Raw genomic sequence first — 26,610 nt, forward strand, 5'->3', positions numbered from 1 at the left:
AAACTTTTCAAGTTGCCAAAGTTTCCATCATATTTTTTTGCCGCTTAACATTAAATTCATGTTGCCGACAACAAAAAATGCAGCCTAAAGCTGCATTGAAAAATTGTGCCGGTTCCTGTTGTAACCTATACTGGTACTGCATTTAAGCTGACAGTAAATTTACTGCCCCGCCCAAAATCACTATCCACCTGTATGCTACCACCCTGTGCTTCAATAAATTCTTTACTGATGGAAAGCCCGAGGCCTGTCCCTTCCTTTTTAGTACCCGGTACCCGGAAATAGCGGTCGAATATTTTTTCTTTGTACTGGGGTGCAATGCCCTGGCCGCTATCTGTTACCGAAAATTCAATTTTATTAGCGTTGGTTTTTGCCTCTATATATACTGTTGCATCATCGTAGGAGTAACGGATAGCGTTGGAGATAAGATTGGTAAGCACCCAGGCTGTTTTGTCTTTATCTGCAAATACAGCGGGCAGGCTGGCGGGTGCTGTTACTGTAAGTTTAATATTTTTTTGATCTGCCGCCACTCTATTAGCATCTACTGCGTATTGTAATATCTCGTGTACGTCCGTTGCAATAGCTGATATTTCTATATGCCCGCTTTCCACCTGTGTCATATTGAGCAATTCGCCGGTAATTTTCAAAAGGCGGTTCGCATCATCTTTTATACTGTTCACCAGGTTCTTTTGCTCTTCGTTGATGGCGCCGATCTGTTCATTCTCCAATAACTGCAGGCTCATTTTAATGGAAGAGATCGGCGTTTTCAATTCATGCGATACCGTTGCAATAAAATTAGTTTTTGCAAAATCCAGTTCTTTGAAAGGGGTGATATTTTGCAGCATGATCACATTGCCTACAAATTTTTCTTCCTGCTCGCCGGTGGGTGTGATCTTTATTGGTATTACCTGTTTATCAAAATAACTTTCTTTATTATCGGCGTATATCTTAATGGGTTCACTCTTTACCGGGGATTGTTCTCCGTTGGCCGTAAAAAGCTCCTGTATCAGTGAGCGTACTAAATCGTTATGCACTGCAACATCCTGTATTAGCTTGCCGATGGTGTCTTCTGCTTTAAGCCCCGAGATCTTCAGCGCTACATCATTCATGAACAAGATGCGCTTTTTTGCGTCCAGCCCTATCACCGGGTCTTTAATATTATTGATGAGGGTTTCAATCCGTTTCTTTTCCATCATCAGTTTTTCCAGGTTGCTCATCCTGTACTCCTCCAGCTTTTGCGCCATGGTATTGAATGCCCCTGCCAGCTCACCGAATTCATTTTGCTTTTCAAAATGTAATCGCTTGGAATAATTTAATGCAGCGATCTCTTTTATACTTGCAGTAAGTTCTTTTAACGGGTTGGCTACATTACCGGGCAGGTTGAGCAATAACACAAATGCAATTAAAAAGCAGCAGGCTCCCACCATTTCCATCCATAAGGTGGCATTGCCGGCCGTTTTCTTTGCGACAGCACTTTTGCGTTCTATCGCCTGCATATTCAGTAGCATAATATCAGTAAGGTTATTATGTACCGTAGAAAACAATAATGAGTCGGAAGGATTATTTTTAAGCCTGTTGAAATTAGCAGCCAGTTCGTCGGTCAGTTGCTGTTCACCATTTTCGGTAATATTATTTTGTTGTTTTTTGAGGTTGGTCTCAAACTTACTGATGCTTTCATTGGTAAATCCATTTTCATTCAGTGCTATCAGCATCTGGCGGGAATAATCCACGGTGTTGTAATTGTCCACCAGGATATTTTTAGTATCCGCGGACAGTTTATTGATGTATATAGTGCCGATCACGGTGATCAGCACCACCATTACAAACATGGCGCCGATACCGAGAATAAGCTTTGTTTTGATCTTCATCTTTTAAAATTTATATAGGTTCAGCCATCAGCCAGGCAGTGGGAAGTACATGATCTTTTATTCAGCTTAAAATTACGAGGTCAATATCGTTCAATGACAGTTTTTTTAACAGCTCATTGAACACATTTGTGGCCAAAATTACTTTTAATAAATTTAAATGAGGCTTGCCAATACAGATCGTAGTGATATTCCTTTGCTCGCATTGCTCAATAATGGCTTTTGCCACTTTTTTATTTTCTACTTTGATTATTTCAGCACCCAGCTCTGTTGCCAGCTTAAAATGATTGATGAGGTGGCGCTGTTTATCCAGTGGTATCTTATCCAGGCTTTCGGCCGGGGTTTGTACATAAAGCAAATACCATTTACTATGGTAATAGTTTGCCAGCCGCGCCGTTTTACGTATCACTGTTTTAGCAGTAACTTCATTACTGCTGATGCAGGCTAAAAAGCGTTCATGCTTTATGGCATTAACCCTTGTTACTTCCGTTTCCACTTTTCTTTCCACCTGGCTGGCAACTTCCTTTAATGCCAGTTCCCGCAATTGCAGTATATGATCGTTTTTAAAAAAGTTCTTCAGCGCTGATTCAATTTTTTCTGCCTGGTATATTTTACCTTCCTTTAAACGGAGTATCAACTCATCTGCTGTAAGATCTATGTTCACCACTTCATCTGCCTGCGCCAATACACTATCCGGTATCCGTTCCTTTACTTCTACCCCGGTTATTTCCTTCACTTCTTCATTCAGGCTTTCAATGTGCTGAATATTCACCGCACTTATCACATTAATACCTGCTTCAATAATTTCCATTACATCCTGCCAGCGTTTTTCATTTTTGCTGCCTTCAATATTAGTGTGTGCCAGTTCATCAACGATCACCACTTCGGGTCGTAAGGATATCACTGCCTGCACATCCAGTTCTTCCAGTTCTTTGCCTTTGTAGAATAGTTTACGCCTGGGTATCACAGGTAACCCTTCCAGCAGCTCGTGTGTTTCTTTACGGTTATGCGTTTCTATATAACCGATCTTTACATCAATACCATTTTTTAATAAAGAACGGGCCTCCTGCAGCATACGGTAAGTTTTGCCCACACCGGCGCTCATACCAATGTATATTTTAAATTTTCCGCGGCGTGATCTTTTGATCATGTCGAGAAAATGCTGCACGTTATTTTCTTTTTCGCCCGGCATTGTTTGATTTTAAATTTTTAAAAATGATAGGTTGCTGCCAGTATAAAAGAACCCGTGTTCTTTGCAGAGGGAGAAAAGGTATCCGCATTTTTATAAAACAATGGGTCCTTCGCTCCGTCTAACCTGAATTCGGGAATGATGGTGAGGTTGTCCAGGTGAATATTGCCCGACAAAGTAAACTCATAGATATTAGTGCCAAGACCTGCCACCATTTTTTTATCATCAAAATATTCTCCTCTTAGTGTTACTCCAAATAATTTTACCGGGTCGTAGTTCAGGTACAATGCAGACGCCCACCAGGAATTTGTATTGCTATTTTTGGGTTTAACTGACTTTACCGTACCGTTGTAACCAATACTGAATTTATTGCTGACCGTTGCTGTAAGCATCACATCCGCCTGGTTAACGGAAGCATCGGCAATGTCTTTTCCGCCCAGGTAATTCAGGTAGGCATTTATTTTATTGTTGGATGTAATGCCATGCAGCTGCGCAACGAAAGATTTTTTGGCAAAACTGGCGGTCGACATATCTGTTGGATTGATCACACCCAGCATAAACGCAAAATTTTTATTCACCGTTATATCTGCCTTTATCCCGGTATGAAAGAATGGTCCGTAAGAGAACATATAATCCATACTGTAATTGCGGTTAAGATATGCGTCCAGCATTTCGTAGCCTATATGTGTAGACCATTTTCCGAATGTAAATTTCACTTTACCTGATGGGGCATAAGAAATATAAGCTTGTTTAATGGCTGCCAATGTTCCTTTGTCATTATAAGAAAATTCTTCTGCCCTTCTTCCAAAACCAAGATCCAGAACAGCTTCCGTTCTTCCAATACTGTAATCCGCTTTTACAGATGCCATACCCAGCTCAAAGGAATTTTGAGAATTGGTAAAACTCGTTAAATTATTGGTATGCATGGAATCTTTTGCATTGTTAAAATTATACCTGTAATACGCATCTGCGGATCCTGAAATCACCAGTTTACCTTCTTTAGCAGAATCTGCAGTTTGTCCCCATATTGCCTGGCTTATAATTGCTGTTACCATCAACAGCGTTATCTTTTTCATCTTTCTTTATTTTCTATTTTAAATTATCGAGTGCTATATTCAGTTTTAATACATTCACCTTTGCTGTGCCCAGCATACCAAGCAATGGCTTTTCAGTTTGTTTATCGATAAGCCCCCTGATCGAGGCTTCATCCATTTTGCGTATTGCAGCAATGCGTTTTACCTGCACGTTGGCGGCCTGTACCGAAATATCAGGATCCAAACCTGCACCGCTTGCGGTTACCAAGTCGGAGGGTATCTCGCTTTTTTGTATACCAGGATTATGTACTAAAAATGTATCGATCCTTGATTGTATGTCTTTTAAATAATCAGGATTAGAAGGACCTTTGTTGCTGCCGCCAGCACCTGCTGCATTGTATGCTACTGCTGAAGGTCTTGATGAAAAATATTTATCATCAGAAAAATTTTGTGCAATGTTGGTATAATAAGTTTTACCATTTACGGTGATGGTATCGCCCTGGCCTTTGTTGGGGGTTAACTGCGCAATGCCCCAAACAATTGCAGGGTAAATGACAATAAAGAATACCAAACAAACCAGTGTGAGGCGTATGGCGGGAAAAATATTTTGTTTCATAAAAAATGATTTTATTACTATGAAAGAATACTGTTTAAATTTTATGTGGTCTTTTTTAAACCACATAGGCACAGAGGGAACATAGAAGTATTTTTAAATTAAGTTTTGAATTAGAAGGTCAATGATTCTTGATACCAATGAATGGCACGATGACACCGCCTAATCCGTAGATAAAAAGATTTCTTCTTAATAAGGCTGAAGCGCCAATAGGTTTGTATGCCACTCCTTTTAATGCCAATGGTATCAGTAGGGGAATAATGATGGCGTTGAATATCACTGCTGATAAAATAGCGCTTTCAGGACTGTGCAGGTGCATGATATTTAATCTTTGCAATGCAGGAATAGAGGCGATGAATAATGCTGGTACTATTGCAAAATATTTTGCCACGTCGTTGGCAATACTGAAAGTAGTGAGTGTACCTCTTGTCATTAATAACTGTTTGCCTATTTCCACTACTTCTATCAGTTTGGTAGGATCATTATCCAGGTCCACCATATTACCCGCTTCTTTTGCTGCCTGTGTACCACTGTTCATAGCCACACCTACATCTGCCTGTGCCAGCGCCGGTGCATCATTGGTGCCATCTCCCATCATTGCCACCAACCGGCCAGCAGCCTGCTCTTTTTTGATGTAGTTCATTTTATCTTCCGGTTTTGCTTCGGCAATAAAATCATCCACGCCAGCTTTTTCTGCAATGAATTTTGCTGTTAAAGGATTATCGCCTGTAACCATTACGGTTTTGATACCCATCTTTCTTAATCTTTCAAAACGTTCACTGATACCAGGCTTGATGATATCCTGTAGTTCAATTACCCCTAACACTTTTTCATTTTCTGCCACCACCAATGGTGTTCCGCCATTGCTGGAAATGGTTTTTACTTTTTCCGCAGTTTCGGCAGGAAAAATATTGTCTGCTTTTTCAGTGAGTGCTTTAATGGCATCGGCAGCGCCTTTTCTTATTCTTACAGTATCAAAGTCGATACCCGAACTTCTTGTTTCCGCAGTGAATTTTATAAATCTTGGATGCTCGATCTTGTATTGTGCCGGATTGATGCCTGCTAATTCAATGATCGATTTTCCTTCCGGTGTTTCATCTGCCATGGAGCTTAATACGGTGCATTTGATAAAATGTTTTTCATCAACGCCTGCGGCAGGATAAAAATTGGTGGCTTTACGGTTGCCGATTGTGATGGTACCGGTCTTGTCCAGCAGTAATACATCAATATCGCCTGCGGTTTCCACTGCTTTACCGCTTTTAGTGATTACGTTGGCACGCAAAGCCCTGTCCATACCTGCGATACCGATGGCAGATAATAAACCGCCGATGGTAGTCGGTATCAGGCAAACGAACAATGAAATAAATGCTGCTATCGTAATTGGTGTGGTGGCATAATCAGCAAATGGTTTTAGTGTAACCGTTACAATGATGAACACCAGCGTAAACCCTGCGAGTAAAATGGTGAGTGCAATTTCGTTGGGTGTTTTTTGCCTGGAAGCGCCTTCCACCAATGCGATCATTTTATCTAAAAAACTTTCGCCGAGTTCGGTGGTCACTTTTACTTTTATTTTATCAGACAATACTTTGGTTCCACCTGTTACAGAAGATTTATCACCACCTGCTTCTCTTATTACCGGCGCACTTTCGCCGGTAATAGCACTTTCGTCAATGGTGGCCAATCCTTCAATGATCTCACCATCCATTGGTATAATATCACCTGCTTCGCACAGGAACATATCACCTTTACTTAATTGAGAGGAGGGCACGATCTTTATTTCGTTCACATACATTTCGCCTATTACCTGTATCAATTTTGCTGGAGTATCTTCTCTTGTCTTTCTTAGTGAATCGGCCTGCGCCTTACCTCTTGCTTCAGCAATGGCTTCTGCAAAATTGGCAAACAGTAATGTGAGTAATAGTACTGCAGTAACAATTATGTTATAGGTAAGGCTTCCCTGGCTTTGTTCGCCGGTACCGATCCATATACAAACGCAGGTCATAACGAGTGTGCCGATCCATACGGTAAACATCACCGGGTTCCTGAACATTTTTACAGGACTGAGTTTAATGAATGCATCTTTCAGCGCCTGCTTTACCAGGCTGCTTTGAAAGAGTTTATTGCTATTTTGATTTGACATGGTTGATCTTATTTTAATAAAAAATGTTCTGCTATTGGTCCTAATGCCAATGCCGGGAAGAATGATAATGCTGCAACAATTGCTATCACGGCAAATACCATCAAGCCAAATGTGCCGGTATCTGTTTTGAGTGTGCCTGCACTTTCGGGTACATATTTTTTATTGGATAAAATGCCAGCAATGGCAACAGGTCCGATAATGGGCAGGTAACGTGCCAGCAACATCACAATACCGCAGGCAATATTCCAGAAGGGCGTATTATCACCCAATCCTTCAAAACCGCTGCCGTTATTGGCGCTGGAGGATGTGAATTCGTACAGCATTTCTCCAAAACCATGATAGCCGGGATTATTGAGCCATGCAGCATAGGCTGTTGGATCATGTGCATAGAGATGGCTTGCAATAGCAGTGCCTGCCAGTATCAGCAGCGGGTGTAGCAATGCAATGATCATGGCGATCTTCATTTCCTTTGCCTCGATCTTTTTACCTAAAAATTCCGGTGTGCGGCCCACCATCAAGCCGCTTATGAAAACGGCAAGTATAATAAAGATGTAAAAGTTTAAAAAGCCCACCCCTACGCCTCCAAAGAATGCATTCACCATCATACCGAGCATGGCAAACATGCCGGAGAGTGGTGTAAGGCTGTCGTGCATGGCGTTTACAGAACCATTGCTGGTACAGGTGGTGTTGATGGCCCAATAGGCCGATGCTGCTGCACCAAAACGCACTTCTTTTCCTTCCATACTACCCATGCCCTGCTGTATGCTCAGTTTGGCGATCGCAGGATTTCCTTTCATCTCATTGATAACCGTTGGTATTAACAACAGCAACATACCGGTTAGCATTACACTAAATATTACCCAGGCCAGTTTTTTTCTTTTTAAAATATAGCCCAGTGCAAATATCATTGCCATGGGTATGAGTATGATAGAAATGGTTTCTACCATATTGGTAAAATAATTGGGATTTTCCAACGGGTGCGCAGAGTTGGGGCCATAAAAACCACCGCCATTGGTGCCCAGCTGCTTGATAGCAACAAAGCCTGCTACGGGGCCACGACTCACCTGCACCGTATCGCCCTGTAATGTTGTAATGGTATCTTTTCCTTTAAAGGTCATAGGTGTACCATTGAGTAAAAGCATTACTGCCACTATCAACGAAAGCGGGAATAATACCCTGGTACAGCTTCTTACAAAGTAGAAATAAAAGTTGCCCAGCTTGTCTGTTGTTCTTTCTTTCATGGCGAAAAACACCACTGCACAAATGGCCATACCACAACCGGCGCTGATGAACTGGAAGAGCATCAATACCAGTTGACCTAGGTAGGACATACCTGTTTCGCCGGAATAATGCTGCAGGTTGGTGTTGGAAATAAAACTAACGGCAGTGTTGAAAGCAAGGTCGGCGCTCATGGATGGATTGGCATCGGGATTAAGCGGCAGCCAGCTCATATTGGTCAGCACAAACATGGCCAGTAAAAACCATAGCAGGTTAATGACCAGTAATGCCAGTAAGTGTTGTTTCCAGTTCATCTGGCGGGATATATCAATACCACTGAGCCGGTAAAAAATTCTGTCGATGGGATTAAAAATTTTATCTAGCCAGGTTTTTTCGTTGCTGAATATTTTGCCGATGTATTTTCCCAGCGGAATGGCCATTGCCGCAACCAGGATAAACATAAGGACAATGCCTGTGATCTCTGTGTTCATGATTTAAAACTTTTCTGGTTTAATAAGTACATAGCACATGTAAACGAATACTGCGATGGCTATGATGAATAATGCTGTCATGGTGTTATATTTTTTCGAAGAATTTTATGGATTGATAAAAAATGGCAAAACCTGCAATGCCTGCCACAATGAGAATGAATAGTAACATGGTTGATATTTTTGGTGTGCCAGGGATATTTCAATTGGTATGCCTGTAATACAGGAAGCGCTGTAATCCTTTACCAGTAAGGGCTTTGCAGGAAAACATATAATAATGGGCAATAAAAAACCCTTTCAAAATGAAAGGGTGATGCTAGCATTTTGAAAGGGTACTTCGTATTCTTTGAGGGCATGTTTACCACATAGGCACATAGAAGACATAGGACACATAGGCAAAACAAAAGGGGGCTTTCTTGTCTTTTCTATGTGTCCTATGTGCCTATGTGGTTTTAAAAATCCGGTAATATCCTGTAGTATTCGCTTAGGAAAGTCTTCTGCCCTTCTTTAAAAATATTAGTAACATTAAAATTGATGAGTATGCTCTTGGGTGCCTTTAACAACTTCATATAAGTTATTACCTGCGCCTCATGAATGGGTAAAATTTTTTCTACTGATTTTATTTCCAGCACTATCAGGTCGTCCACAAAAAAATCGCATCTTAAATGTGCGTCAATTTCTTCTTTCCTGTACTCTACTGGGATCATCATCTCAGATGTTGTAAGAATTTCCTGGTATTTAAATTCTTCGATCATACAGGCGTGGTAAACGCTCTCCAGCAAGCCAGGACCCAGTTGTTTATGCACTTCAATGGCTGCGCCGATTATTTCGTACGATAATAAGTCCACCCGTTCTTTTGTTACTTTATACATAACACACTTTTACATACAAGATGGAAGAACCCTAAATAAAGGTTGTATGGTTATGTAAATTTTATCGGGAGAAGGAATTACAGTTTATACTCTTCCAGTTTGCGGTACAGGGTAGTGAGAGCGATATTGAGTAGTTTGGCAGTTTCGGTTTTATTACCGTTAGTATAATTCAATACTTTTTGTATATGGATCTTTTCGGCACTCGCCAGGTCGAAAGCAGATAGTTGTTTACCATTTTTTGCAGCGGGTTGCTGAAATGCTGCAGGCAGATCTTCTATGGCAACTTCTTCTCCTGTCATTAATATCACCGCTCTTTCGATCACATTTTTCAATTCACGGATATTGCCATTCCATGGCTGCTGTTTTAAAACTTCTAGCAGTTCTTTAGAAAGTGGTTGTACTTTTTTGGTGGTTTTTGCTGCAACGATCTTTGCAAAATGATTGGCCAGCTCTTCAATATCCATCACCCTTTCCCGCAACGAGGGCAATGCAATTTGAAACACTGCTATGCGGTAAAAAAGATCCTGCCGAAAATTACCTGCTTCAATTTCTTTTTGCAGGTCGCGGTTGGTGGCGGTTATTAAACGGATGTTGATCTTTACCGGTTTTGTTTCGCCCACTTTTATCAATTCGCCCGATTCGAGTACCCTTAACAATTTCGCCTGCAGGTCGAGCGGCATTTCACCGATCTCATCTAAAAACAGCGTACCATTATTCGCTTCTTCCATAAAGCCGCGGGTATCTTTTACTGCACCGGTAAAAGCGCCAGCCTTATGGCCAAACATTTCACTTTCCATCAGGTCTTTACTGATGGCCGCACAATTGATGGCCACAAAAGTTTTATTATTCCTGGCGCTGGCATGATGAGTGGCTTGCGCAAAAACTTCCTTGCCGGTCCCGGTTTCTCCCGTAAGCAATACCGCCGTATCTGTTACGGCAACTTTTTTTGCCAGTTCAATAGCGGCCTGTATGTTTTTAGAATGGCCTAGTATACTTTCAAACGAATATTTTTTAGAAAGTTGTTTTTCCAGCTGCTGTACCCTTTTTGCTAATGTAACTTTTTCCATTGCCCTGTACAGCAGCGGAATGATCTTATTATTATCATCTGCCTTGGTGATATAATCAAAAGCGCCGTTCTTGATAGCCTGTACACCATCAGGTATATTGCCATAAGCCGTCAGCAAAATGATCTCCACCAGCGGGAATTTTTCTTTTACACTTTTCGAAAATTCCACCCCGTTACCATCCGGCAATTTTACATCGCACAGCAACACATCTACTTCCTGCTGCTCCAGTTTTTTTTGTGCACTTTTTATATCGCCGGCCTGCAATACTTCAAATCCTTCCAGGCCAATGATCCTCGCCATCAGCGATCGCAGCTTTTCTTCATCATCAACAATTAAAATCTTACCCATGCAGGCGGTTTATTTTTTTCAAAATTACTTAATAAAAAGATGGGCGCACCATTAAATTGCAGCTAATGGTATTTAATTATCTTTGGTTATAAAATTAACTACAATGAAGAAGCCGTTCCACTACAAAAAGCTGTTGCAATACTTTTTACAGGGATTGCTGATACTGGCCCCGTTGGCCATTACTGCTTATGCTATATTCTGGGTGGTGACTTCTATCGACAGCCTGTTGCCGATCTTTACTTACAAAGATCAGCAGGGTAATGTACAGGTGCAGAACTACGGTATCGGCTTTGTAATTATTATTGCTGCATTGATCGTGATCGGTTATTTCAGCTCCTTTTTCATTACCGGCCGCGTAGTAAGTTTTGTAGATAAATTACTGGAGCGTACGCCCGGCATTAAATATATTTACAGTACCACCCGTGATTTTTTTGAAGCTTTTGCAGGTGATAAAAAAAAGTTCACCAAAAATGTGCTGGCCAATGTGGATGATAATGATGTGTGGCGTTTTGGTTTTATTACCCGTGAGGATATGGAAGAATTTGATCTGAAAGATTATGTAACGGTGTATATACCGATGGCGTATTCTGTTGCAGGTAATGTATATGTTATTCCCAAAACAAGAGTAAAACCCATCACCAATATCAGCGCAGCGCAAACCATGAAATTTGCAGTAAGCGGTGGCATTACCGATGTGGATGACGAAAGCAACTCTTAAACCTTCCCGACGAAAGACCTTTTTTAAAAACAAAAAACGTTTTATGAAAAAGGTATTATTCATTATTGCATTATCAATTATTCATTGCAAGAGTTACTGCTGGGGATTTTTCGGCCATCAGAAAATTAATTATTCCGCCGTTTTTTTATTGCCGCCCGAAATGATGGTGTTGTACAAACCCAACATTGCATTCCTGAGCGAACACGCTGTTGATCCTGATAAAAGAAGATATGCAGTAGCCAATGAAGGCGCCCGCCATTATATTGATATTGATCATTACGGCGCATATCCTTTCGATAGCCTGCCCCGTAAATGGAATGATGCCGTTGCAAAATTTAGCGAGGACAGTTTAAGAGCTTATGGCATTGTACCCTGGCAGGTACAATTTATGCTGCAGCGCCTCACCAATGCTTTTAAGGAAAAAGATTTCAGTAAGATAATGAAGACAAGCGCCGAGATCGGTCATTATATCGGCGACGCACATGTGCCGTTGCATGCCAACAGCAATCACAATGGCCAGTTCACCAATCAGCGGGGCATTCATGGTTTTTGGGAAAGCCGTGTGCCGGAGTTATTGGCCGATAAGGAATTTGATTTTTTTATCGGCAAAGCCGAATACATTAAAAACCCCGGTGATTTTATATGGAAGCGGGTACTGGAAAGCGCCAAAGCTGCTGATAGTGTATTACGTTTTGAAAAAGAACTCACAAACCAATTTAGCGCCGATAAAAAATATGCTTTTGAAGAACGTAATGGAAAGATCATCCGGCAATATTCATCCGCCTTTACCATTGCCTTTAATAAAAAACTGGATGGCATGATCGAAAGAAGGATGCGGCAATCCATATTTGCCATTGCAAGTTTCTGGTACACCGCATGGGTAAATGCAGGCCAGCCCGACCTGAAACCCCTGGTTGATAAAAAGTTCAGTGAGCAGGATATGAAAGAATTTGAAGCCCTAGATAATAAATGGAAGAATGCAGATAAAATGCTGGGCAAACAGGAAGATTGATACCTGTACTTAGTTACTTTTTGTTAATATTTCAAAATTATCTTCCTGCGGGTTTTGTTACTTTTGCACTTCATCATTTTCTGATCAATAAATCAAGTGCAAGTGGTACACAATTTTAATGCAGGGCCGTCTATTTTACCTCCAACAGTTTTTGCAGAAGCTTCTCAGGCAATATTGAATTATAACAATACCGGTTTATCCATATTGGAAACCGGGCACCGTACTGCTACCTTCCAGGCGGTAATGGATGAAGCAAGAGCGCTTTTGAAAGAACTGATGCAGCTGGATGATGATCACGAAGTGTTGTTTTTACACGGCGGCGCCAGCACACAATTCATGCAGGTACCGATGAACTTGCTGGATGATAAAGAAACTGCTGCCTATTCTGATACAGGTGTTTGGAGCAGCAAAGCGATCAAGGAAGCAAAATTATTTGGCAAGGCCGAAGTGGTTTGCAGTGGTAAGGAAAATAATTATACTGCCATACCAAAAGATTTTGCAGTGCCCAATGATGCCAAATATTTTCACATTACCACCAACAACACTATTTACGGCAGCCAGTGGCATAAAATTCCTGCCACCAGCAATGTGTTGATAGCTGATATGAGCAGTGATATTCTAAGCCGTCAGATGGATTTTAATGCCTTTGGGCTTATTTACGCAGGTGCACAAAAAAATATCGGCGCTGCTGGTGTGAACGTGGTGGTGGTAAATAAAAATATACTCGGTAAAATAAAACGTGCCATCCCCACCATCATGGATTACCGCAATCACATTAAAGAAGGCAGCATGCTGAACACACCTCCTGTTTTTGCGGTATATGTTTGCCTGCTTACTTTACGCTGGTTAAAAGCACAGGGTGGTGTTGCCGCCATTGAAAAAATAAATGATGCAAAAGCGGCCCTCTTATATAACGAGATCGACAGCAATCCTTTATTCAGGGGAACCATTGCTATCGAAGACCGCAGCAAAATGAATGTATGCTTTGTAATGCATGATACTTCGCTGGAAGATGCATTTTTAAGCTTTGCCAAACAACAGGGCATTGTGGGCATCAAAGGCCATCGCTTATCAGGTGGTTTCCGGGCTTCTTTGTACAATGCTTTGCCATTAAGCAGCGTGGAAGTGCTGGTAAAAGCCATGCAGGAATTTGCCTCTCTGAATAAATAATTGCTTTTATGCTTCATCAGCCATGAAAAGGAAAATGCTTGCCCACCCAGCTGGTGAAATATTCTATCAGTGATGCGGTATCATCCGCTAAGCGGGTATCGCCATTGCAGGTAGTTTGCCAAAGCAATTCACTTTGATCACTGCTGTAGATATAGCAATTCATTTTTGCGGCATCCCATACTTTATCTTCATTGGTATGCGGCGCTGCAGGCGAATTTTTATAGTTTGTTTTATCATCCCAGTTCTTATGTTCTTCCACATTGGTTAATATCACGGCATCCACACCCAGTAATTGCGCAATTTCTTCGGGTTGTTTTTGATAAATATCTGCAGCACTGATATGATGTTGCCGCAGCAATGCAATGGTTTTTTGTAAAGGCTGAAATGATTTAACCTGGGTCTTATTTTTTTCGCTGTTATGCAGCACTAAATAATTGTACAATGATTCCTGGAAACTATAAGCCAGCTTTTCGTTGTTCATAGCTACCTCTTCGGGGGATATATACCGGGGCGGGTATCCAATAGTAGTTATTTTAAAGGGCAACACTGCAATTGTTTTAATGCCATTGGTTTTGCTGTCAAAATCAGCAGGTTTATAAATATTGGTTTTAAAAGAACAGGAGGAAAATACAAGCGCAATAAAAGAAAAGAGGAAAATTTTTTTCATAATAGTCGTTTTTATCGATTGATTCAAAGCCTGTTCCCTTTATTGTTAAAAGCCGTTGGCATGCTGTAAAAAATGCGTTAAAGGAAGTGACGGAATAAAATTTATATTTGCACAGATTATAATTACAAGATGATAACAATAGCCCCCTTTAAAGCACTAAGGCCCGAAGCCCAGTTTGCCAAACAGGTTGCATCAAGACCCTATGATGTACTGAACAGTAAAGAAGCCAAGGTAGAGGCGCAGGGAAATCCTGCCAGTTTTTTACACGTTACCAAAAGCGAGATCGATCTGCCTGAAAATACAGACATCCATTCGCAGGAAGTATACCTTAAAGCAAAAGAGAACCTGGATGCTTTTATCAGCCGCAATATATTATTCCGCGAAAGCAAACCCTGCTATTATATTTATCAGCTGGTAATGAATGGCAAAAGCCAAACCGGTTTGGTATGCGGCAGCAGCGTGGATGATTATGAAAATGACCTGATAAAAAAACACGAATTCACCCGGCCCGAAAAAGAACAGGACAGGATCAATCATATTAAAACCACCTGTGCTCAAACAGGTAATGTTTTTTTAGCGTATAAAAATGTGGAAGCCATTGATGCGTTGATCAACGACTGGAAAAAAGAACGCAGCCCGGTATATGACTTTGTTGCAGATGATGGTATACAGCACAGCATCTGGACCATCAATGATGCCAAAGTGATTGATAAGATCAGCGACTTGTTCAAAACCCGTGTGCCGGTAAGTTATATTGCCGACGGGCATCACCGCGCCGCCTCTGCTGCCAAAGTACGAAAGGCTTTGGGCGACCTGGCCACCGGTGGTTCCGATTATTTTCTCACCACTTTATTTCCATCGGATCAATTATACATCATGGATTATAACCGGGTGGTAAAAGATCTGAATGGTTTAACTGCGGCTGAATTCATCGAAAAGATAAAAGATAAATTCACGGTTGAAAAAATAAAAGATGCTTTAGCACCTGCCAAGCTGCACGAGTTTGGTATGTACCTGGATAACCAGTGGTACAAACTCACTGCTAAGGAAAAAACATTTACCACCGATCCTATCGGTGTGCTGGATGTGACCATTCTTTCTGATAACCTGCTGGATCCTTTGCTGGGCATTAAAGACCAGCGTACCGATAAGCGTATTGATTTTGTGGGAGGCATCCGCGGTTTGGCCGAGCTGGAAAAAAGGGTGAACAGTGGCGAAATGGCCGTTGCCTTCAGCCTGCACCCGGTTACCATTCAGCAGTTGTTTGATATTGCAGACAGTGGTAATGTAATGCCGCCCAAAAGCACCTGGTTTGAACCTAAATTAAGAGACGGGCTGCTGACGCACCTGATAGATGCAACGGAAGAGGCTTAAACAGCATCTATTAACTTTTCGTGTATTTACTTTAGCCATACCTTTAATCAATGATAAAGAAGTTCATTTTTTGCCTCGCTGTATTTTTTGTGGCAGTTGCTGCATCCGCTCAAACTGCCAAAGAACTGCATGAAACTGCACGATCTTTTATGCTGCAGGGCGATTATCCCAATGCCATACTGGTACTGAACAGGGCTATTGCGCTGGATCCCAAAGACTTAGAAATTGCTAAAGACCTGGGCCTCAACTATTATTTTGCAAAGGATTATAACAAGGCGCTGGATGTTTATAAACCCATCCTGGAAAGGGCAGATGCCGATGACCAGTGTTTCCAGGTAGCCGGTGATATTTACCAGGCGCTCAATAATCCCAAAGAAAGTGAAAAAGTATACCGCAAAGGGCTGAAACTGCTGCCTAAAAGCGGCGCCTTGTACAACGAACTGGGCGAAGTATTATGGCAGCAAAAAGATTATACCGCCATTAAGCAATGGGAAAAAGGTATTGAAGTGGATCCCGGTTTTTCGAAGAATTACTATAATGCCTGCAACTATTATGCGCTTACCACCGAAAAAGTGTGGAACATCATTTACGGCGAAATATTTTTAAATATCGAACCCGCCAGCGCTTCTGCCCCCATTGTAAAGAACATTATACTGGAAGGGTATAAAAGGCTTTTTGCCGAACCCAACCTGGAGAATGAAAAAAACAATCCCGAAAAGAATGCTTTTGTACAGGCCTATTTACAAATCATGAACAAACAGAGTAATCTTGTTTCTTCAGGCATTACTGCCGAATCGATGACGATGGTGAGAACAAGGTTCATACTGGACTGGTATAACAGCCCCAACGCCACCAAATATCCTTCCAGGCTTTTTGAACAGCAGCGCCAATATTTGCAGGAAGGTATGTTTGATGCCTATAACCAATGGATATTTACCGCGGCACAAAACCTGCCTGCCTATCAAAACTGGATAACCTTGAATGCCACTGAATACAACGAACTGGCCCGCTTTCAAAAAGGCCGCATCTTCAGGATCCCCACAGGGCAATACTACCACTAGACTACGATGGTTTTTTGCTGATTTTTTCGTTATCTTGTTTTAAAATAACCGTATGGAAGATGGGTGCTGCAGTAATATCACTTACCGGGCAACAGCAGTCTTTGCTGCCCTCTTCTTTAATATAAAACTTAAACCGATCCGGGCCATTAAGCTATATGATAATGGTTGGAGTAATAACGATTGTATATGAATGAAAAAGACAGGATCTTTGATTGTATCCAATACCAGCTGGGCAAATTTCCCAAAACAGACATGTTTGCCGCAAAGGAAAATGGCATATGGAAAACCTACAGCACTACAGAAGTTCAGGATACCGTAAATAAATTAAGCGCCGGCCTTTTGCAACTGGGTGTAAGTGGAAATGATATGACCATTGAGCGCCAGGACAAGATAGCCCTGATATCGAAGAACCGCCCCGAATGGTTGTTACTGGATATGGCCTGCCAGCAAATAGGCGCTGCATTATGCCCTATCTATCCCACCACCAACATTAACGAACTGGAATTTATTTTTAATGATGCCGCGGTAAAATATGTTTTTGTGAGCGGGCACGATATTTTAGAAAAAGTAAATAATATCCGCAGTAAGGTCAGCAGCATCAAAAATGTATTCAGTTTTGACGAGTTGCATGGTGTTGATCACTGGAAAAAACTGTTTGAAAATATCAGTGCTGAAGATCTTGCAAAAGTAGAAACCATAAAAGCAGGTATTAAGCAGGAACATTGCGCTACCATCATTTATACTTCGGGTACCACCGGCACACCCAAAGGCGTAATGCTCAGTCACCGGAATATTGTAAGCAATGTCATTCATTCCAAAAACACCTTCCCTTTTGCGGATAACCCTTCGGGTAAGGCCCTGAGTTTTTTGCCGCTGAACCATATTTTTGAAAGGATGGTTTCGTATATCTACATCTACAGCGGTATTTCTATTTACTATGCCGAAAACCTTGAAACCATTGCAGATAATTTAAGGGAAGTAAAGCCCAACCTGTTTACCACTGTGCCAAGGCTGTTGGAAAAAGTGTACGAAAAGATCATGGAAAAAGGCGCTGCGCTTACGGGTATCAAAAGAAAATTATTTGATTGGTCGGTGAGCCTTGCGGGCAAATACGATAATATAAAAAGCGGCGGCGCCTGGTACAATATGCAGCTGGCGCTGGCCAATAAACTGGTGTTCACCAAATGGAGAGAAGCGCTGGGCAATAATATTGAATGCATCATTACCGGCGGCGCAGCCTGCCAGGTAAGACTGCTGCGCATTTTTAATGCTGCAAAAATCCCTATTTACGAAGGCTACGGCCCTACCGAGAACAGCCCGGTGATAAGCGTGAACTGCCAGAAAAAAGGTGGTACTAAATTCGGCACCGTTGGCCTGGTGATAGAAGGACAGGAAGTAAGATTGGAAGCCGATGGCGAGATCTGTGTAAAAGGCCCGAGCGTGATGATGGGTTATTACAAACGCCCCGACCTTACTGCCGAAACCATTATTGATGGCTGGCTGCACACGGGTGATATCGGTATTTTTGAAGACGGTAAATATTTAAAGATCACCGACCGTAAGAAAGAACTGTTCAAGACCAGCGGCGGTAAATACGTGGCGCCACAGCCTATTGAAAACAAAATGAAGGAATCGCCTTTTGTAGAGCAGATGATGGTGGTGGGTGCCGAACAGAAATTTGTGGGCGCACTGATCGTTCCTTCTGTACCGAATTTAAAAGAATGGATGCAGCATAAAGGGATCAAATTCACCACTGTTGAAGATGCGGTGCACAACCCCAAGGTTTTAGACCTTTATCGTGAGCTGATCGACTCTTTCAATAAATTCTTTAACCATGTGGAACAGGTTAAAAAATTTGAACTGCTGCCCAACGAATGGACAATAGACAGCGGGGAACTAACGCCAACGCTTAAACTAAAACGCAAGGTGATAATGGAAAAATATAAGGCTGCCGTAGAAAGGATCTATGATTAAAGACTTTTCATTTGTATTGTAAAAAGGCAAACTTTGAACCCGAATACAACCTTATCTGAAGAAGAGTTGATAGATGGGCTGCAGGCCCGCAGCCACCAGGCTTTTGCCAGCCTGTACGATCATTACAGCAGCGCCATGCTGGGCGTTATCAATACTATTGTGAATGATATGGATGAGGCAGAGAATCTTTTACAGGATGCTTTTATTAAGATCTGGAACAATATTCACCGGTACGACAGCAATAAGGGCCGGCTTTTTACCTGGCTGATCACCATCTGCCGCAATACCGCTTTAAATTTTTTACGTTCGGGCGAAAATACTGCCAAAACAAAAATCCCGGATGCCGAAAATGGTGTAAGTACCGAAGAGTTAATTGCTGCACCGGTGCCAACGGACCATATTGGCATTGATAAGCTGGTATGTAAACTGGATGACAAACATAAAACGGTTATCAACCTGATATACTTCTGGGGATATACCCAGCAGGAAGTGGCAGAGAAATTAAACCTTCCGCTGGGTACGGTAAAGACAAGAACAAGGATGGCATTGCAATTACTAAAAGAACAATTGAAAAACTGATATGACAGGCATTGAAAAATACATACCGCTACTGGAAGAATATTGCCTGGGGCTATTAAGCGAAGCCGATGCTGCAGCAATGCAACAGGCTGCAAAACAGTTTCCGCAACTGCAGCAGGGCATCCACGAAATGGAAACCAGCCTGGTCCGTTATGCAGGCACTACTCCAAGGCCTTCTTTAAAGCAAAATATATTTTCGGCGCTGGATCATTTACCTGCAGAGCATAGTATTGATATCAGTAACCCACCTTTTATTGACCGTAACAGTTACCTGGCCGAATGGCAGGAAGCGGTTGCATCCATTACAGCTGATAAAGATTATGATCATATCAAAGTGCATTTTTTAAAAGATACACCCGAATTTCAGCTTTGCGTGGCATGGCTCACCGGCACACTGGATGAAGACGAACACCATGCCGATGAATTTGCCGAAAGTTTTTTTATACTCGAAGGCACCTGCAGGTGCGATATTGGCGGTACCATCATTCACCTGAAGGCCGGCGATTACCTGGATATACCTTTCAATACCCATCATACCATCACTTCTACCTCTGCAGATGGAGGTTATGTAAAGGCATTGATACAGCGCAAAAAAATTGCCGCATAATTTTTTTCTTTTTTTAAATCCATATTTACTCTTTGTGTGTAGGTATAGATATGGAAAGAAAAATTTACAACCCCATACAAAGAGACAGTGTTACTTTTTTAAAGACCCATGCTGAAACGAATGGCGAGTACACTTTGGTGGAAGTGGAGCTGGCCGATGGTGGCGGTGTAGGTTTGCATTACCATAAAACCTACGCTGAAAAATTCAACTGCATCAGTGGGCAGGTGCAGGTACAGCTGGGCAAAGATGTTACTGTGCTCCATGCCGGTGAATCTGCCACAGCTTCCCCAAATATCAACCATCTTTTTAAGAACCGCAGTGGTGTGCCCAGCAGGTTTACTGTAGAGCTAAGGCCCGCCAGCAGGGGTTTTGAGCAATCTTTACAGATCGGGTACGGGTTGGCGTCAGACGGGCTTTGCAAAAAGAATGGCTTCCCTAAAGATAAACTGGCACTGGCCTGGTTGTTCGAGATCAGCGAAAGTAACCTGCCCGGCTGGATGAGCATTTTTGAATTCATATTGCGCAAGCAGGCCAAAAAAGCAAAAGAAAAAGGCATTGATAAACAACTTACGGAACGGTACGTGAAATTTTAAAAACTACCGGCAACGAGTACCCTATTTATAAAACTTTCTCTTTAAAAAATATCCCTTAAAAATTGCTGCATAGCATGCGGCGGGGACCGTTTTTGCCTTACCCTGGTACCATTTCATTCCAATACAATCATTTTTATGCATAACACATCCGCTAACAAAGAAATTGTACAACGTTTTAACCGGGAGTTTATTGAAAAGGGCAATATGGCTGCTTTTAACGAGATCATTGCACCTGGTTTCATCAATCAAACAGCGCCTGAAGGTATGCCCAAAGACCCCGAAGGAGTGCTGTATTTCTTCCAGCATTTTTTAAAACCTGCCTTCAGCGACCTTAAAGTAGACATCCTTCAACAGGTGGCGGAAGGCGATACAGTGACCACGCACAAAAAGTTTTATGCCACTCATTCCGCCAGCTTTATGGGCATACCCGCCACGGGAAAAAAAGTAGTGATGGAAGTGATGGATATCATCCGCCTGGAAGATGGCCGCTTTAAAGAACACTGGAACGTGGTAGACTGGCAAAATATCATTCAGCAATTAAACAACTAAAATACCTATCATTAAAATTTAAAAAAATGCAAACAGTAACAGCAACCAAATCAAACATCGAAATTGCCCAGGAAGGTTTTGCCAATTTTGGCAGCGGTAATATTGCCGCCATTATCGACACCTGCACCGAAAATGTGAACTGGGCTTCCTGGTATCATCCGCAGGTACCTTATTCCACCACCTTTAAAGGAAAGAGCGGTGTTGCAAAATTTTTCAGCACCCTTGCCGAAACAGTGGACTACACGGCTTTTGAGCCGAAAGAGTTTTATGCTACCGGCAACAAGGTATTTGCCAAAGTATTTCATGCCGCCACTGTTAAAGCTACCGGCAGATCTTTTGCGCACGACACCCTGATGGAATTTACCATCGAGAACGAAAAGATAAGCGCCTTTTTCGCTTATGTTGACAGTGCAGATGAACTGCAGGCTTTTACCAAATGATCATTCATCTTAAAAAAATAATAACAATGAGTAAAATTGTAATGATAACAGAAGTACCCGGCACTACTTATAAAGAGTATGATGCGATTTTAAGTGAGCTGAACAATACCGGTAAATTACCTGCCGCCGGTTGTCTTTCGCATGTGGCTTTTCAAAAAGATAACAGCTGGTGCGTAGTGGATGTATGGGAATCGAAGGAGGCCTGCATGGAGTTTGCACAAAATACTTTGTTTCCCATCTTTGGCCGGTTGGGCATTACTCCTGCACAGCCCGCTTTTTTTGCTGCACATAATTTTATCCCTGCTGGCGAAGTAATGGCGGGTTAATTGTGAATGGCATACTTGAACAATAAAAAAGGGTTTCAAAAATGAAACCCTTTTACCATTAAACAGTCAACTATAACTATACATTAAAACACAACGTATTAAATGAGGCGGTTCTCAATTGCATATTTTGTAAGATCTGAATTGGATTTAAGACCTGTTTTTATCAATACCCTTGAGCGGTACGTACTGATAGTGGTAACACTTAAAGAAAGTTTTTCTGCAATTTCAGAAACTGATTTTCCTGATGCCAGCAACTTCATTACTTCCAGTTCGCGGTTGCTTAAATAATCGTGTGCCGACCGGTGCATATCAGAATCGATATTGTTGGCAAGATGTTCTATTACTGCTGGCGAAAAATATTTTTTGCCTGCCAGTACTTTTTGCACGGCGATGATCAGTTCATCGCTCGCAGATTCTTTGCACAGGTATCCGGAGGCGCCGGCTTTTAATGCCCTTAATGCATAATGTTCTTCTGGGTTCATGCTCAGCATCAGTACAGGCAGTTCGGGTAAAATGCTCCTGATCTGTTTCAATGCATCCAGGCCGCTTCTGCCGGGCATATTGATATCGGATATCACCACATCCCATTGTTCGGCAATCACCTTTGCCACCAATGCTTCGGCATCAGCCACTTCTTCAATAAAAGGATTACCAAACTGGTCAATTAATATTTGCCTTAGTCCTTTTCTTACTACTGTATGATCATCTGCAATTAATATTCGTAACATATACTTATTTTCTTCTTAGTTAATGATGGTATCAGGCAATTTCAGGCTGATGTTTTGGTGCGTCACCAGAAGCGGTATTATTCCTTTTGCTTTTGATGGTATCGAGTATGCCGGGAATTTTTTCAAACTCGTGGTATTTATCTAAAATAAAATCGGCACCAGCAGCAGTGCATTTCATTTGCTTCTGGCTGTCTTCGCGGTTTACAAGCGCAATAACAGCTGCAGGAACAGCTGCCTGTTTTATTTTTTTCAACAAATCAATGGAGGTGCGGCCGGGCAGGCTGGTATCGATCAATACCACCTGGGGTTTTATCTCTTCAAAAATCAATTCGGCTTTATTGTGCGAGACAGACTGGTGAACCGCTTTTGCATGCGCCGATTCCAGCAGGAGATTTCTCATCCTTCCGCTGATAAGCAGGGAGCTTTCTACGATTAAGACTGTCATTGTTTTAAGGTTGTATTTCGAAACACAAAGAACCTAAAAAACAACAGCCCGCCTAATAGAGAGAGCGGTCATATTGGAGTAGTAGAATAATATTGACGCTGGTAGTAGTTATACTATAAGTTAAAAAATAAGATGAAGTGTATGTTATTGCTCAATATCAGAGATTATATGGTTGGCAATGGCATAACGGGTAAGATCTGAATTGGTGGACAGGTTCAGTTTTTCCATTATGCGGCCGCGATAAGTGCTGATCGTAGTTAACGCCAGCGAAAGTGATTCGGCTATCTGCGTTACAGTTTTGCCCATGGCCAGTAATTTGAATATCTCAAATTCTCTATTGGTCAAGAGTTCATGCGGCTTTTTACCATCGTCGGTGCTGGCCAGTAATTTTTCGGCAATTTCGGGTGTGATATATTTTTTGCCGAGGGATATGCGCTGCACTGCTGTTACCAGTTCGTCCGGAGCAGAATTTTTATTGAGGTACCCGGCGGCGCCCGCTTTGAGTACCCTTACGGCATAAAGGTCTTCTGTATAAATGCTCAGTATCAGCACCGGTAGGTTGGGCTTTATCAGTTTTATCTGCTCCAGTGCTTCCAGCCCGCTGCGGCCGGGCATATCCAGGTCGCTGATCACCAGGTCCCAGTCTTCTTTGATCACTTCTTTTACCAGGGCTTCCCCATCTCCCACCTGCTTGATCTCCACTGCGGGATATTCGTCTTTAAGTATCTGTACAAGGCCCAGCCGTATAAAGCTATGATCGTCTGCTAATAGTATCCGTTTCATGGTTGTAGTTTTAAATATGATAAGGTAAACGTATCGTTATTGTTGTTCCCTTCCCCGGAGTGGTTTCCAACTCAAAAGTACCCCCCAGCGAAAAGACCCTTTCCTTCATGCCCAGCACCCCGAAAGACTTTTTACTCTGCACTGCCTGTGTATCAAATCCAATACCATCATCCTTTATAATTACAACAATTACACCAGTTTCTAAAATTATGGATGTGGTAACCCTGCTGGCATGTGCATATCTTGTAATATTAGTAAATGCCTCCTGGTATATCCTGAAAATACAGGTAGATACCGGCTCAGGCAGCTTCAATTCCCTTTCTGCAGTTACAAAATTAACAGGAATGCCGGTATTTGCGGTAAACTGGCGGTTTTGCCATTCCAGGGCCTCTATCAGGCCATAATCGTCCAGTATGCCGGGGCGCAGTTCGGCCAATATCCTGCGGATGGATTGGTTGCTGCCATCCAGCAATGTGATGATATTTTTCAGCTTGGTCTTGATCAGTTCTGCACCGGGTTCTATCTTTTTGTCTATCCACGCCACGTCCATTTTAATGGCCGTTAACTGCTGTCCCAGTTCATCATGAATTTCCCTGCCGATACGCTTGCGTTCTTCTTCCCGCACATTGAGCAAATGCGCTGTAAGCTGCCGTAGCTTTTCGGAGGTTTCTTTGATCTCTTCCTGCGCCTTTTTTCTTTCTGAGAAATCGATACCCACGCCCATCAGGCATTTATCTCCTTCGTAATCGATGGCAATACCGGTGAAATAGTAGGGTATCTTTTCTTTTGTTTTTATCATCAGGTTGGCCTGCACATTATCTTCGCCCACCACAAAAACGTTGGATATCTTTTCGGTAAGTAATTCTTTTTCATCTTCATCAAAAAGCTGCAGCGGGTGCAGGTGTTTTATTTCATCCGCATCATACAGGGTAACTTTTTCAAAATTATTGTTCCAGCGTAGGAACTGTCCCTGCTTATCGTACAGGTAAAATATACCGGGCAGGCTGTTGATGATGGAGTCCGAAATATTTTTTTCTTTGATGATCTCGTCCTGCGCTTTTTTTCTTTCGCTGATATCGATACCGATACCCAGCACTGCAGGCTTGCCTTTGTATTCCACACCCACCCCTGTAAAATAAAACGGTATTTTTTTGCCCGATTTGGTAAGCAGGTTCACTTCCACATCGGCCATGCCTTCGCGGTAAGATCTTTCAAGGCCTTTTCGCAGTGCTGTATGATCTTCAGGGTCAAAAAGTGTGATCGGTGTCATCACTTCTATCTCTGCCTCATTGTAGCCGGATATTTCTTCCAGCGCACCGTTCCAGCGCAGCAAACGCGGTGTTTGATCGGCCAGGTAAAATATACCGGGCAGGCTGTTGATGATCTTGTCGGAAAGATTTTTTTCGTTCACGATCTGTTCTTCCGCCAGCTTACGTTCTGTAATATCTGTAATAGTGCCTACATAGCCAATGATGACATTATCTGTATTTCTTTCGGGTATGGCCTGGCCCATTACCCAGGTAACCGTGTTATCATTACGTACAAAACGGTATTCCGATACAGAACTTGTTTTTGCATTGGTGGCTGCTTCCCATCCTTCAAATAATCTTTTCCTGTCGTCGGGGTGAACCGCATTCAGCCAGCCATTGCCTTCGGCCAAGGCAGGTGTAAGGCCCGACATCTGGCACCAGCGGGGATTTACATACGTCGTGTACCCGTCAGCGTCAGTATGGAAAATCCCTACCGGCGAAACTTCGGCCAATGTCTGGTAGCGCCTTTCACTTTCCAGTACTTCTTCTTCTGCTTTTTTACGCAGTACTTCTTTGCCAAATATCTCCAGTGCAAAAGAAACATCTCCTGCTGCTTCCACCAGCAAAGTGATCTCTTCTGCATCAAAAAAATTCTTTTCGCTGGCATAAAAACAAAAAACGCCCACTACTTTTCCAAACCGGGTGAGCGGAATGCCCATTGCTGAAAGATAACCCCTGCTCAGGGCCTGTTCTTTCCACGGCTCCATCCGCGGATCGGTTTCAATATCATTACAGATGATGTAATTCCCTTTCATAAACTCGTTTGCCATGGGGCCAATGCCTTCGGGACTGTCATTCATCGTGAGTATATTCAGGCCAGCCAGGAAATCCAGTTCTTCCCCTGCATGCATCACCGGTAGCAGCCTTTGGGTCGATTCTTCTATCATACCAATCCACGCCATCCGGAACATGCCCACTTCAACGGCTATTTTACACGCATCTTTAAAAAGTGTTTTTTCGTTAGTGGTCCTTACGATCATCTGGTTTACCTGGCTGATAAAAAAATACAGCCGGTTCACTTTAATGATCTTATGCTCTGCTTCTTCTTTTTGTATCTCTGTCTGTTTTTGTTTTAATGCAGCTTCAATTGCGGCCGGCAGCCTGGCCATCCTGTCTTTTAAAAGATAATCATCTGCACCCGCTTTTATAATACCGGCTGCAAACTCTTCGGATACGGTACCGGTAACCAGTATAAAAGGTATCCGCAGCGCCTGTTGTTTTAAAAGCTGCAGGGCTTCGGAGGCGCTGAACTGCGGCAGGGCATTATCCGAAAGGATCACATCGGGTTTAAACTCCTGCAGCGCTTTGGTATAAGCGCTATCCGTCATCACCACTTTAAAACTAAAGTGGCCGCCGGTTTTTTTAAGCACCCGCTGTATCATTTCAGCATCTGCTTCGTTATCCTCCAGTATCAATATTTTCAGCTCGTCCATTACCATATCA

The 26,610-nt window shown here is 42.3% G+C and carries 26 protein-coding genes; 12 read left to right on the plus strand and 14 right to left on the minus strand.

Annotated features, from left to right (window positions below; all coding sequences use genetic code 11):
* Positions 1 to 125: 125 nt before the first annotated feature.
* The 9 genes from QM738_RS04230 to QM738_RS04270 all read right to left on the minus strand — a co-directional run bounded on the left by QM738_RS04230 (position 126) and on the right by QM738_RS04270 (position 10,831).
* The gene (locus QM738_RS04230) at positions 126 to 1,865 is read right to left on the minus strand and encodes an ATP-binding protein (RefSeq protein ID WP_462275425.1); all 1,740 of its coding nucleotides are present in this window, start codon (positions 1,863 to 1,865) and stop codon (positions 126 to 128) included.
* A gap of 61 nt (positions 1,866 to 1,926) precedes the next feature.
* Complete coding sequence (locus tag QM738_RS04235; RefSeq protein ID WP_462275426.1) at positions 1,927 to 3,054, minus strand: sensor protein KdpD; 1,128 nt, start codon at positions 3,052 to 3,054, stop codon at positions 1,927 to 1,929.
* Positions 3,055 to 3,071: 17 nt separating this feature from the next.
* Entirely contained in the window at positions 3,072 to 4,127 is a 1,056-nt protein-coding gene (locus tag QM738_RS04240; protein ID WP_462275427.1) for an outer membrane beta-barrel protein, read from the minus strand.
* 13 nt (positions 4,128 to 4,140) lie between these two features.
* Positions 4,141 to 4,701, minus strand: a complete 561-nt coding sequence (locus tag QM738_RS04245) for a K(+)-transporting ATPase subunit C (protein ID WP_462275428.1) — start codon at positions 4,699 to 4,701, stop codon at positions 4,141 to 4,143.
* 118 nt (positions 4,702 to 4,819) lie between these two features.
* Positions 4,820 to 6,838, minus strand: coding sequence for a potassium-transporting ATPase subunit KdpB (gene kdpB, locus QM738_RS04250; RefSeq protein WP_462275429.1), 2,019 nt, complete (start codon positions 6,836 to 6,838; stop codon positions 4,820 to 4,822).
* A gap of 8 nt (positions 6,839 to 6,846) precedes the next feature.
* Positions 6,847 to 8,547, minus strand: coding sequence for a potassium-transporting ATPase subunit KdpA (gene kdpA, locus QM738_RS04255; RefSeq protein WP_462275430.1), 1,701 nt, complete (start codon positions 8,545 to 8,547; stop codon positions 6,847 to 6,849).
* A 3-nt stretch (positions 8,548 to 8,550) separates the two neighbouring features.
* Positions 8,551 to 8,628: a K(+)-transporting ATPase subunit F gene (gene kdpF, locus QM738_RS04260; protein ID WP_462276697.1), complete on the minus strand. Its 78-nt coding sequence runs from the start codon at positions 8,626 to 8,628 to the stop codon at positions 8,551 to 8,553.
* A 368-nt stretch (positions 8,629 to 8,996) separates the two neighbouring features.
* Positions 8,997 to 9,416, minus strand: coding sequence for a GxxExxY protein (locus tag QM738_RS04265; RefSeq protein WP_462275431.1), 420 nt, complete (start codon positions 9,414 to 9,416; stop codon positions 8,997 to 8,999).
* 77 nt (positions 9,417 to 9,493) lie between these two features.
* Positions 9,494 to 10,831: a sigma-54-dependent transcriptional regulator gene (locus QM738_RS04270; RefSeq protein WP_462275432.1), complete on the minus strand. Its 1,338-nt coding sequence runs from the start codon at positions 10,829 to 10,831 to the stop codon at positions 9,494 to 9,496.
* A 103-nt stretch (positions 10,832 to 10,934) separates the two neighbouring features.
* On the opposite strand from QM738_RS04270, the gene QM738_RS04275 reads away from it, so the two are divergent.
* From QM738_RS04275 to serC, 3 genes are all read left to right on the plus strand, one after another.
* Positions 10,935 to 11,549, plus strand: a complete 615-nt coding sequence (locus QM738_RS04275) for a DUF502 domain-containing protein (RefSeq protein ID WP_462275433.1) — start codon at positions 10,935 to 10,937, stop codon at positions 11,547 to 11,549.
* Positions 11,550 to 11,592: 43 nt separating this feature from the next.
* A complete protein-coding gene (locus QM738_RS04280) occupies positions 11,593 to 12,561 on the plus strand; it encodes a zinc dependent phospholipase C family protein (protein ID WP_462275434.1) in 969 nt (322 codons plus the stop codon).
* A 102-nt stretch (positions 12,562 to 12,663) separates the two neighbouring features.
* A complete protein-coding gene (gene serC, locus QM738_RS04285; RefSeq protein WP_462275435.1) occupies positions 12,664 to 13,731 on the plus strand; it encodes a 3-phosphoserine/phosphohydroxythreonine transaminase in 1,068 nt (355 codons plus the stop codon).
* A gap of 16 nt (positions 13,732 to 13,747) precedes the next feature.
* Here the strand turns inward: serC and QM738_RS04290 are convergent, their stop codons facing one another.
* The gene (locus QM738_RS04290; protein ID WP_462275436.1) at positions 13,748 to 14,398 is read right to left on the minus strand and encodes a hypothetical protein; all 651 of its coding nucleotides are present in this window, start codon (positions 14,396 to 14,398) and stop codon (positions 13,748 to 13,750) included.
* 129 nt (positions 14,399 to 14,527) lie between these two features.
* Between QM738_RS04290 and QM738_RS04295 the strand changes: the two genes are divergently transcribed.
* From QM738_RS04295 to QM738_RS04335, 9 genes are all read left to right on the plus strand, one after another.
* Entirely contained in the window at positions 14,528 to 15,772 is a 1,245-nt protein-coding gene (locus QM738_RS04295) for a DUF1015 domain-containing protein (protein WP_462275437.1), read from the plus strand.
* A gap of 50 nt (positions 15,773 to 15,822) precedes the next feature.
* Positions 15,823 to 16,833: a tetratricopeptide repeat protein gene (locus tag QM738_RS04300; protein ID WP_462275438.1), complete on the plus strand. Its 1,011-nt coding sequence runs from the start codon at positions 15,823 to 15,825 to the stop codon at positions 16,831 to 16,833.
* Between the two features lie 186 nt (positions 16,834 to 17,019).
* Positions 17,020 to 18,807 carry an AMP-dependent synthetase/ligase gene (locus QM738_RS04305; protein ID WP_462275439.1) on the plus strand — a complete coding sequence of 596 codons (1,788 nt, stop codon included), beginning with the start codon at positions 17,020 to 17,022 and terminating at the stop codon, positions 18,805 to 18,807.
* 33 nt (positions 18,808 to 18,840) lie between these two features.
* Positions 18,841 to 19,386: an RNA polymerase sigma factor gene (locus QM738_RS04310; RefSeq protein ID WP_462275440.1), complete on the plus strand. Its 546-nt coding sequence runs from the start codon at positions 18,841 to 18,843 to the stop codon at positions 19,384 to 19,386.
* 1 nt (position 19,387) lies between these two features.
* A complete protein-coding gene (locus QM738_RS04315) occupies positions 19,388 to 19,993 on the plus strand; it encodes a cupin domain-containing protein (protein WP_462275441.1) in 606 nt (201 codons plus the stop codon).
* 50 nt (positions 19,994 to 20,043) lie between these two features.
* On the plus strand, positions 20,044 to 20,586 hold the full coding sequence (locus QM738_RS04320) for a cupin domain-containing protein (protein ID WP_462275442.1): 543 nt from the start codon (positions 20,044 to 20,046) through the stop codon (positions 20,584 to 20,586).
* 135 nt (positions 20,587 to 20,721) lie between these two features.
* Positions 20,722 to 21,135 carry an ester cyclase gene (locus QM738_RS04325; RefSeq protein WP_462275443.1) on the plus strand — a complete coding sequence of 138 codons (414 nt, stop codon included), beginning with the start codon at positions 20,722 to 20,724 and terminating at the stop codon, positions 21,133 to 21,135.
* A 26-nt stretch (positions 21,136 to 21,161) separates the two neighbouring features.
* The gene (locus QM738_RS04330) at positions 21,162 to 21,575 is read left to right on the plus strand and encodes a nuclear transport factor 2 family protein (protein WP_462275444.1); all 414 of its coding nucleotides are present in this window, start codon (positions 21,162 to 21,164) and stop codon (positions 21,573 to 21,575) included.
* A gap of 26 nt (positions 21,576 to 21,601) precedes the next feature.
* The gene (locus QM738_RS04335; RefSeq protein ID WP_462275445.1) at positions 21,602 to 21,901 is read left to right on the plus strand and encodes a hypothetical protein; all 300 of its coding nucleotides are present in this window, start codon (positions 21,602 to 21,604) and stop codon (positions 21,899 to 21,901) included.
* A gap of 98 nt (positions 21,902 to 21,999) precedes the next feature.
* Here the strand turns inward: QM738_RS04335 and QM738_RS04340 are convergent, their stop codons facing one another.
* From QM738_RS04340 to QM738_RS04355, 4 genes are all read right to left on the minus strand, one after another.
* Positions 22,000 to 22,629 carry a response regulator gene (locus tag QM738_RS04340; protein WP_462275446.1) on the minus strand — a complete coding sequence of 210 codons (630 nt, stop codon included), beginning with the start codon at positions 22,627 to 22,629 and terminating at the stop codon, positions 22,000 to 22,002.
* Positions 22,630 to 22,660: 31 nt separating this feature from the next.
* Positions 22,661 to 23,074: a response regulator gene (locus tag QM738_RS04345; protein ID WP_462275447.1), complete on the minus strand. Its 414-nt coding sequence runs from the start codon at positions 23,072 to 23,074 to the stop codon at positions 22,661 to 22,663.
* A gap of 144 nt (positions 23,075 to 23,218) precedes the next feature.
* Positions 23,219 to 23,857 carry a response regulator gene (locus QM738_RS04350; protein WP_462275448.1) on the minus strand — a complete coding sequence of 213 codons (639 nt, stop codon included), beginning with the start codon at positions 23,855 to 23,857 and terminating at the stop codon, positions 23,219 to 23,221.
* Between the two features lie 10 nt (positions 23,858 to 23,867).
* Entirely contained in the window at positions 23,868 to 26,606 is a 2,739-nt protein-coding gene (locus tag QM738_RS04355; RefSeq protein ID WP_462275449.1) for a PAS domain S-box protein, read from the minus strand.
* Positions 26,607 to 26,610 lie beyond the last annotated feature (4 nt).

The organism is Ferruginibacter sp., assembly GCF_049840995.1.
Classification (GTDB): domain Bacteria; phylum Bacteroidota; class Bacteroidia; order Chitinophagales; family Chitinophagaceae; genus Ferruginibacter.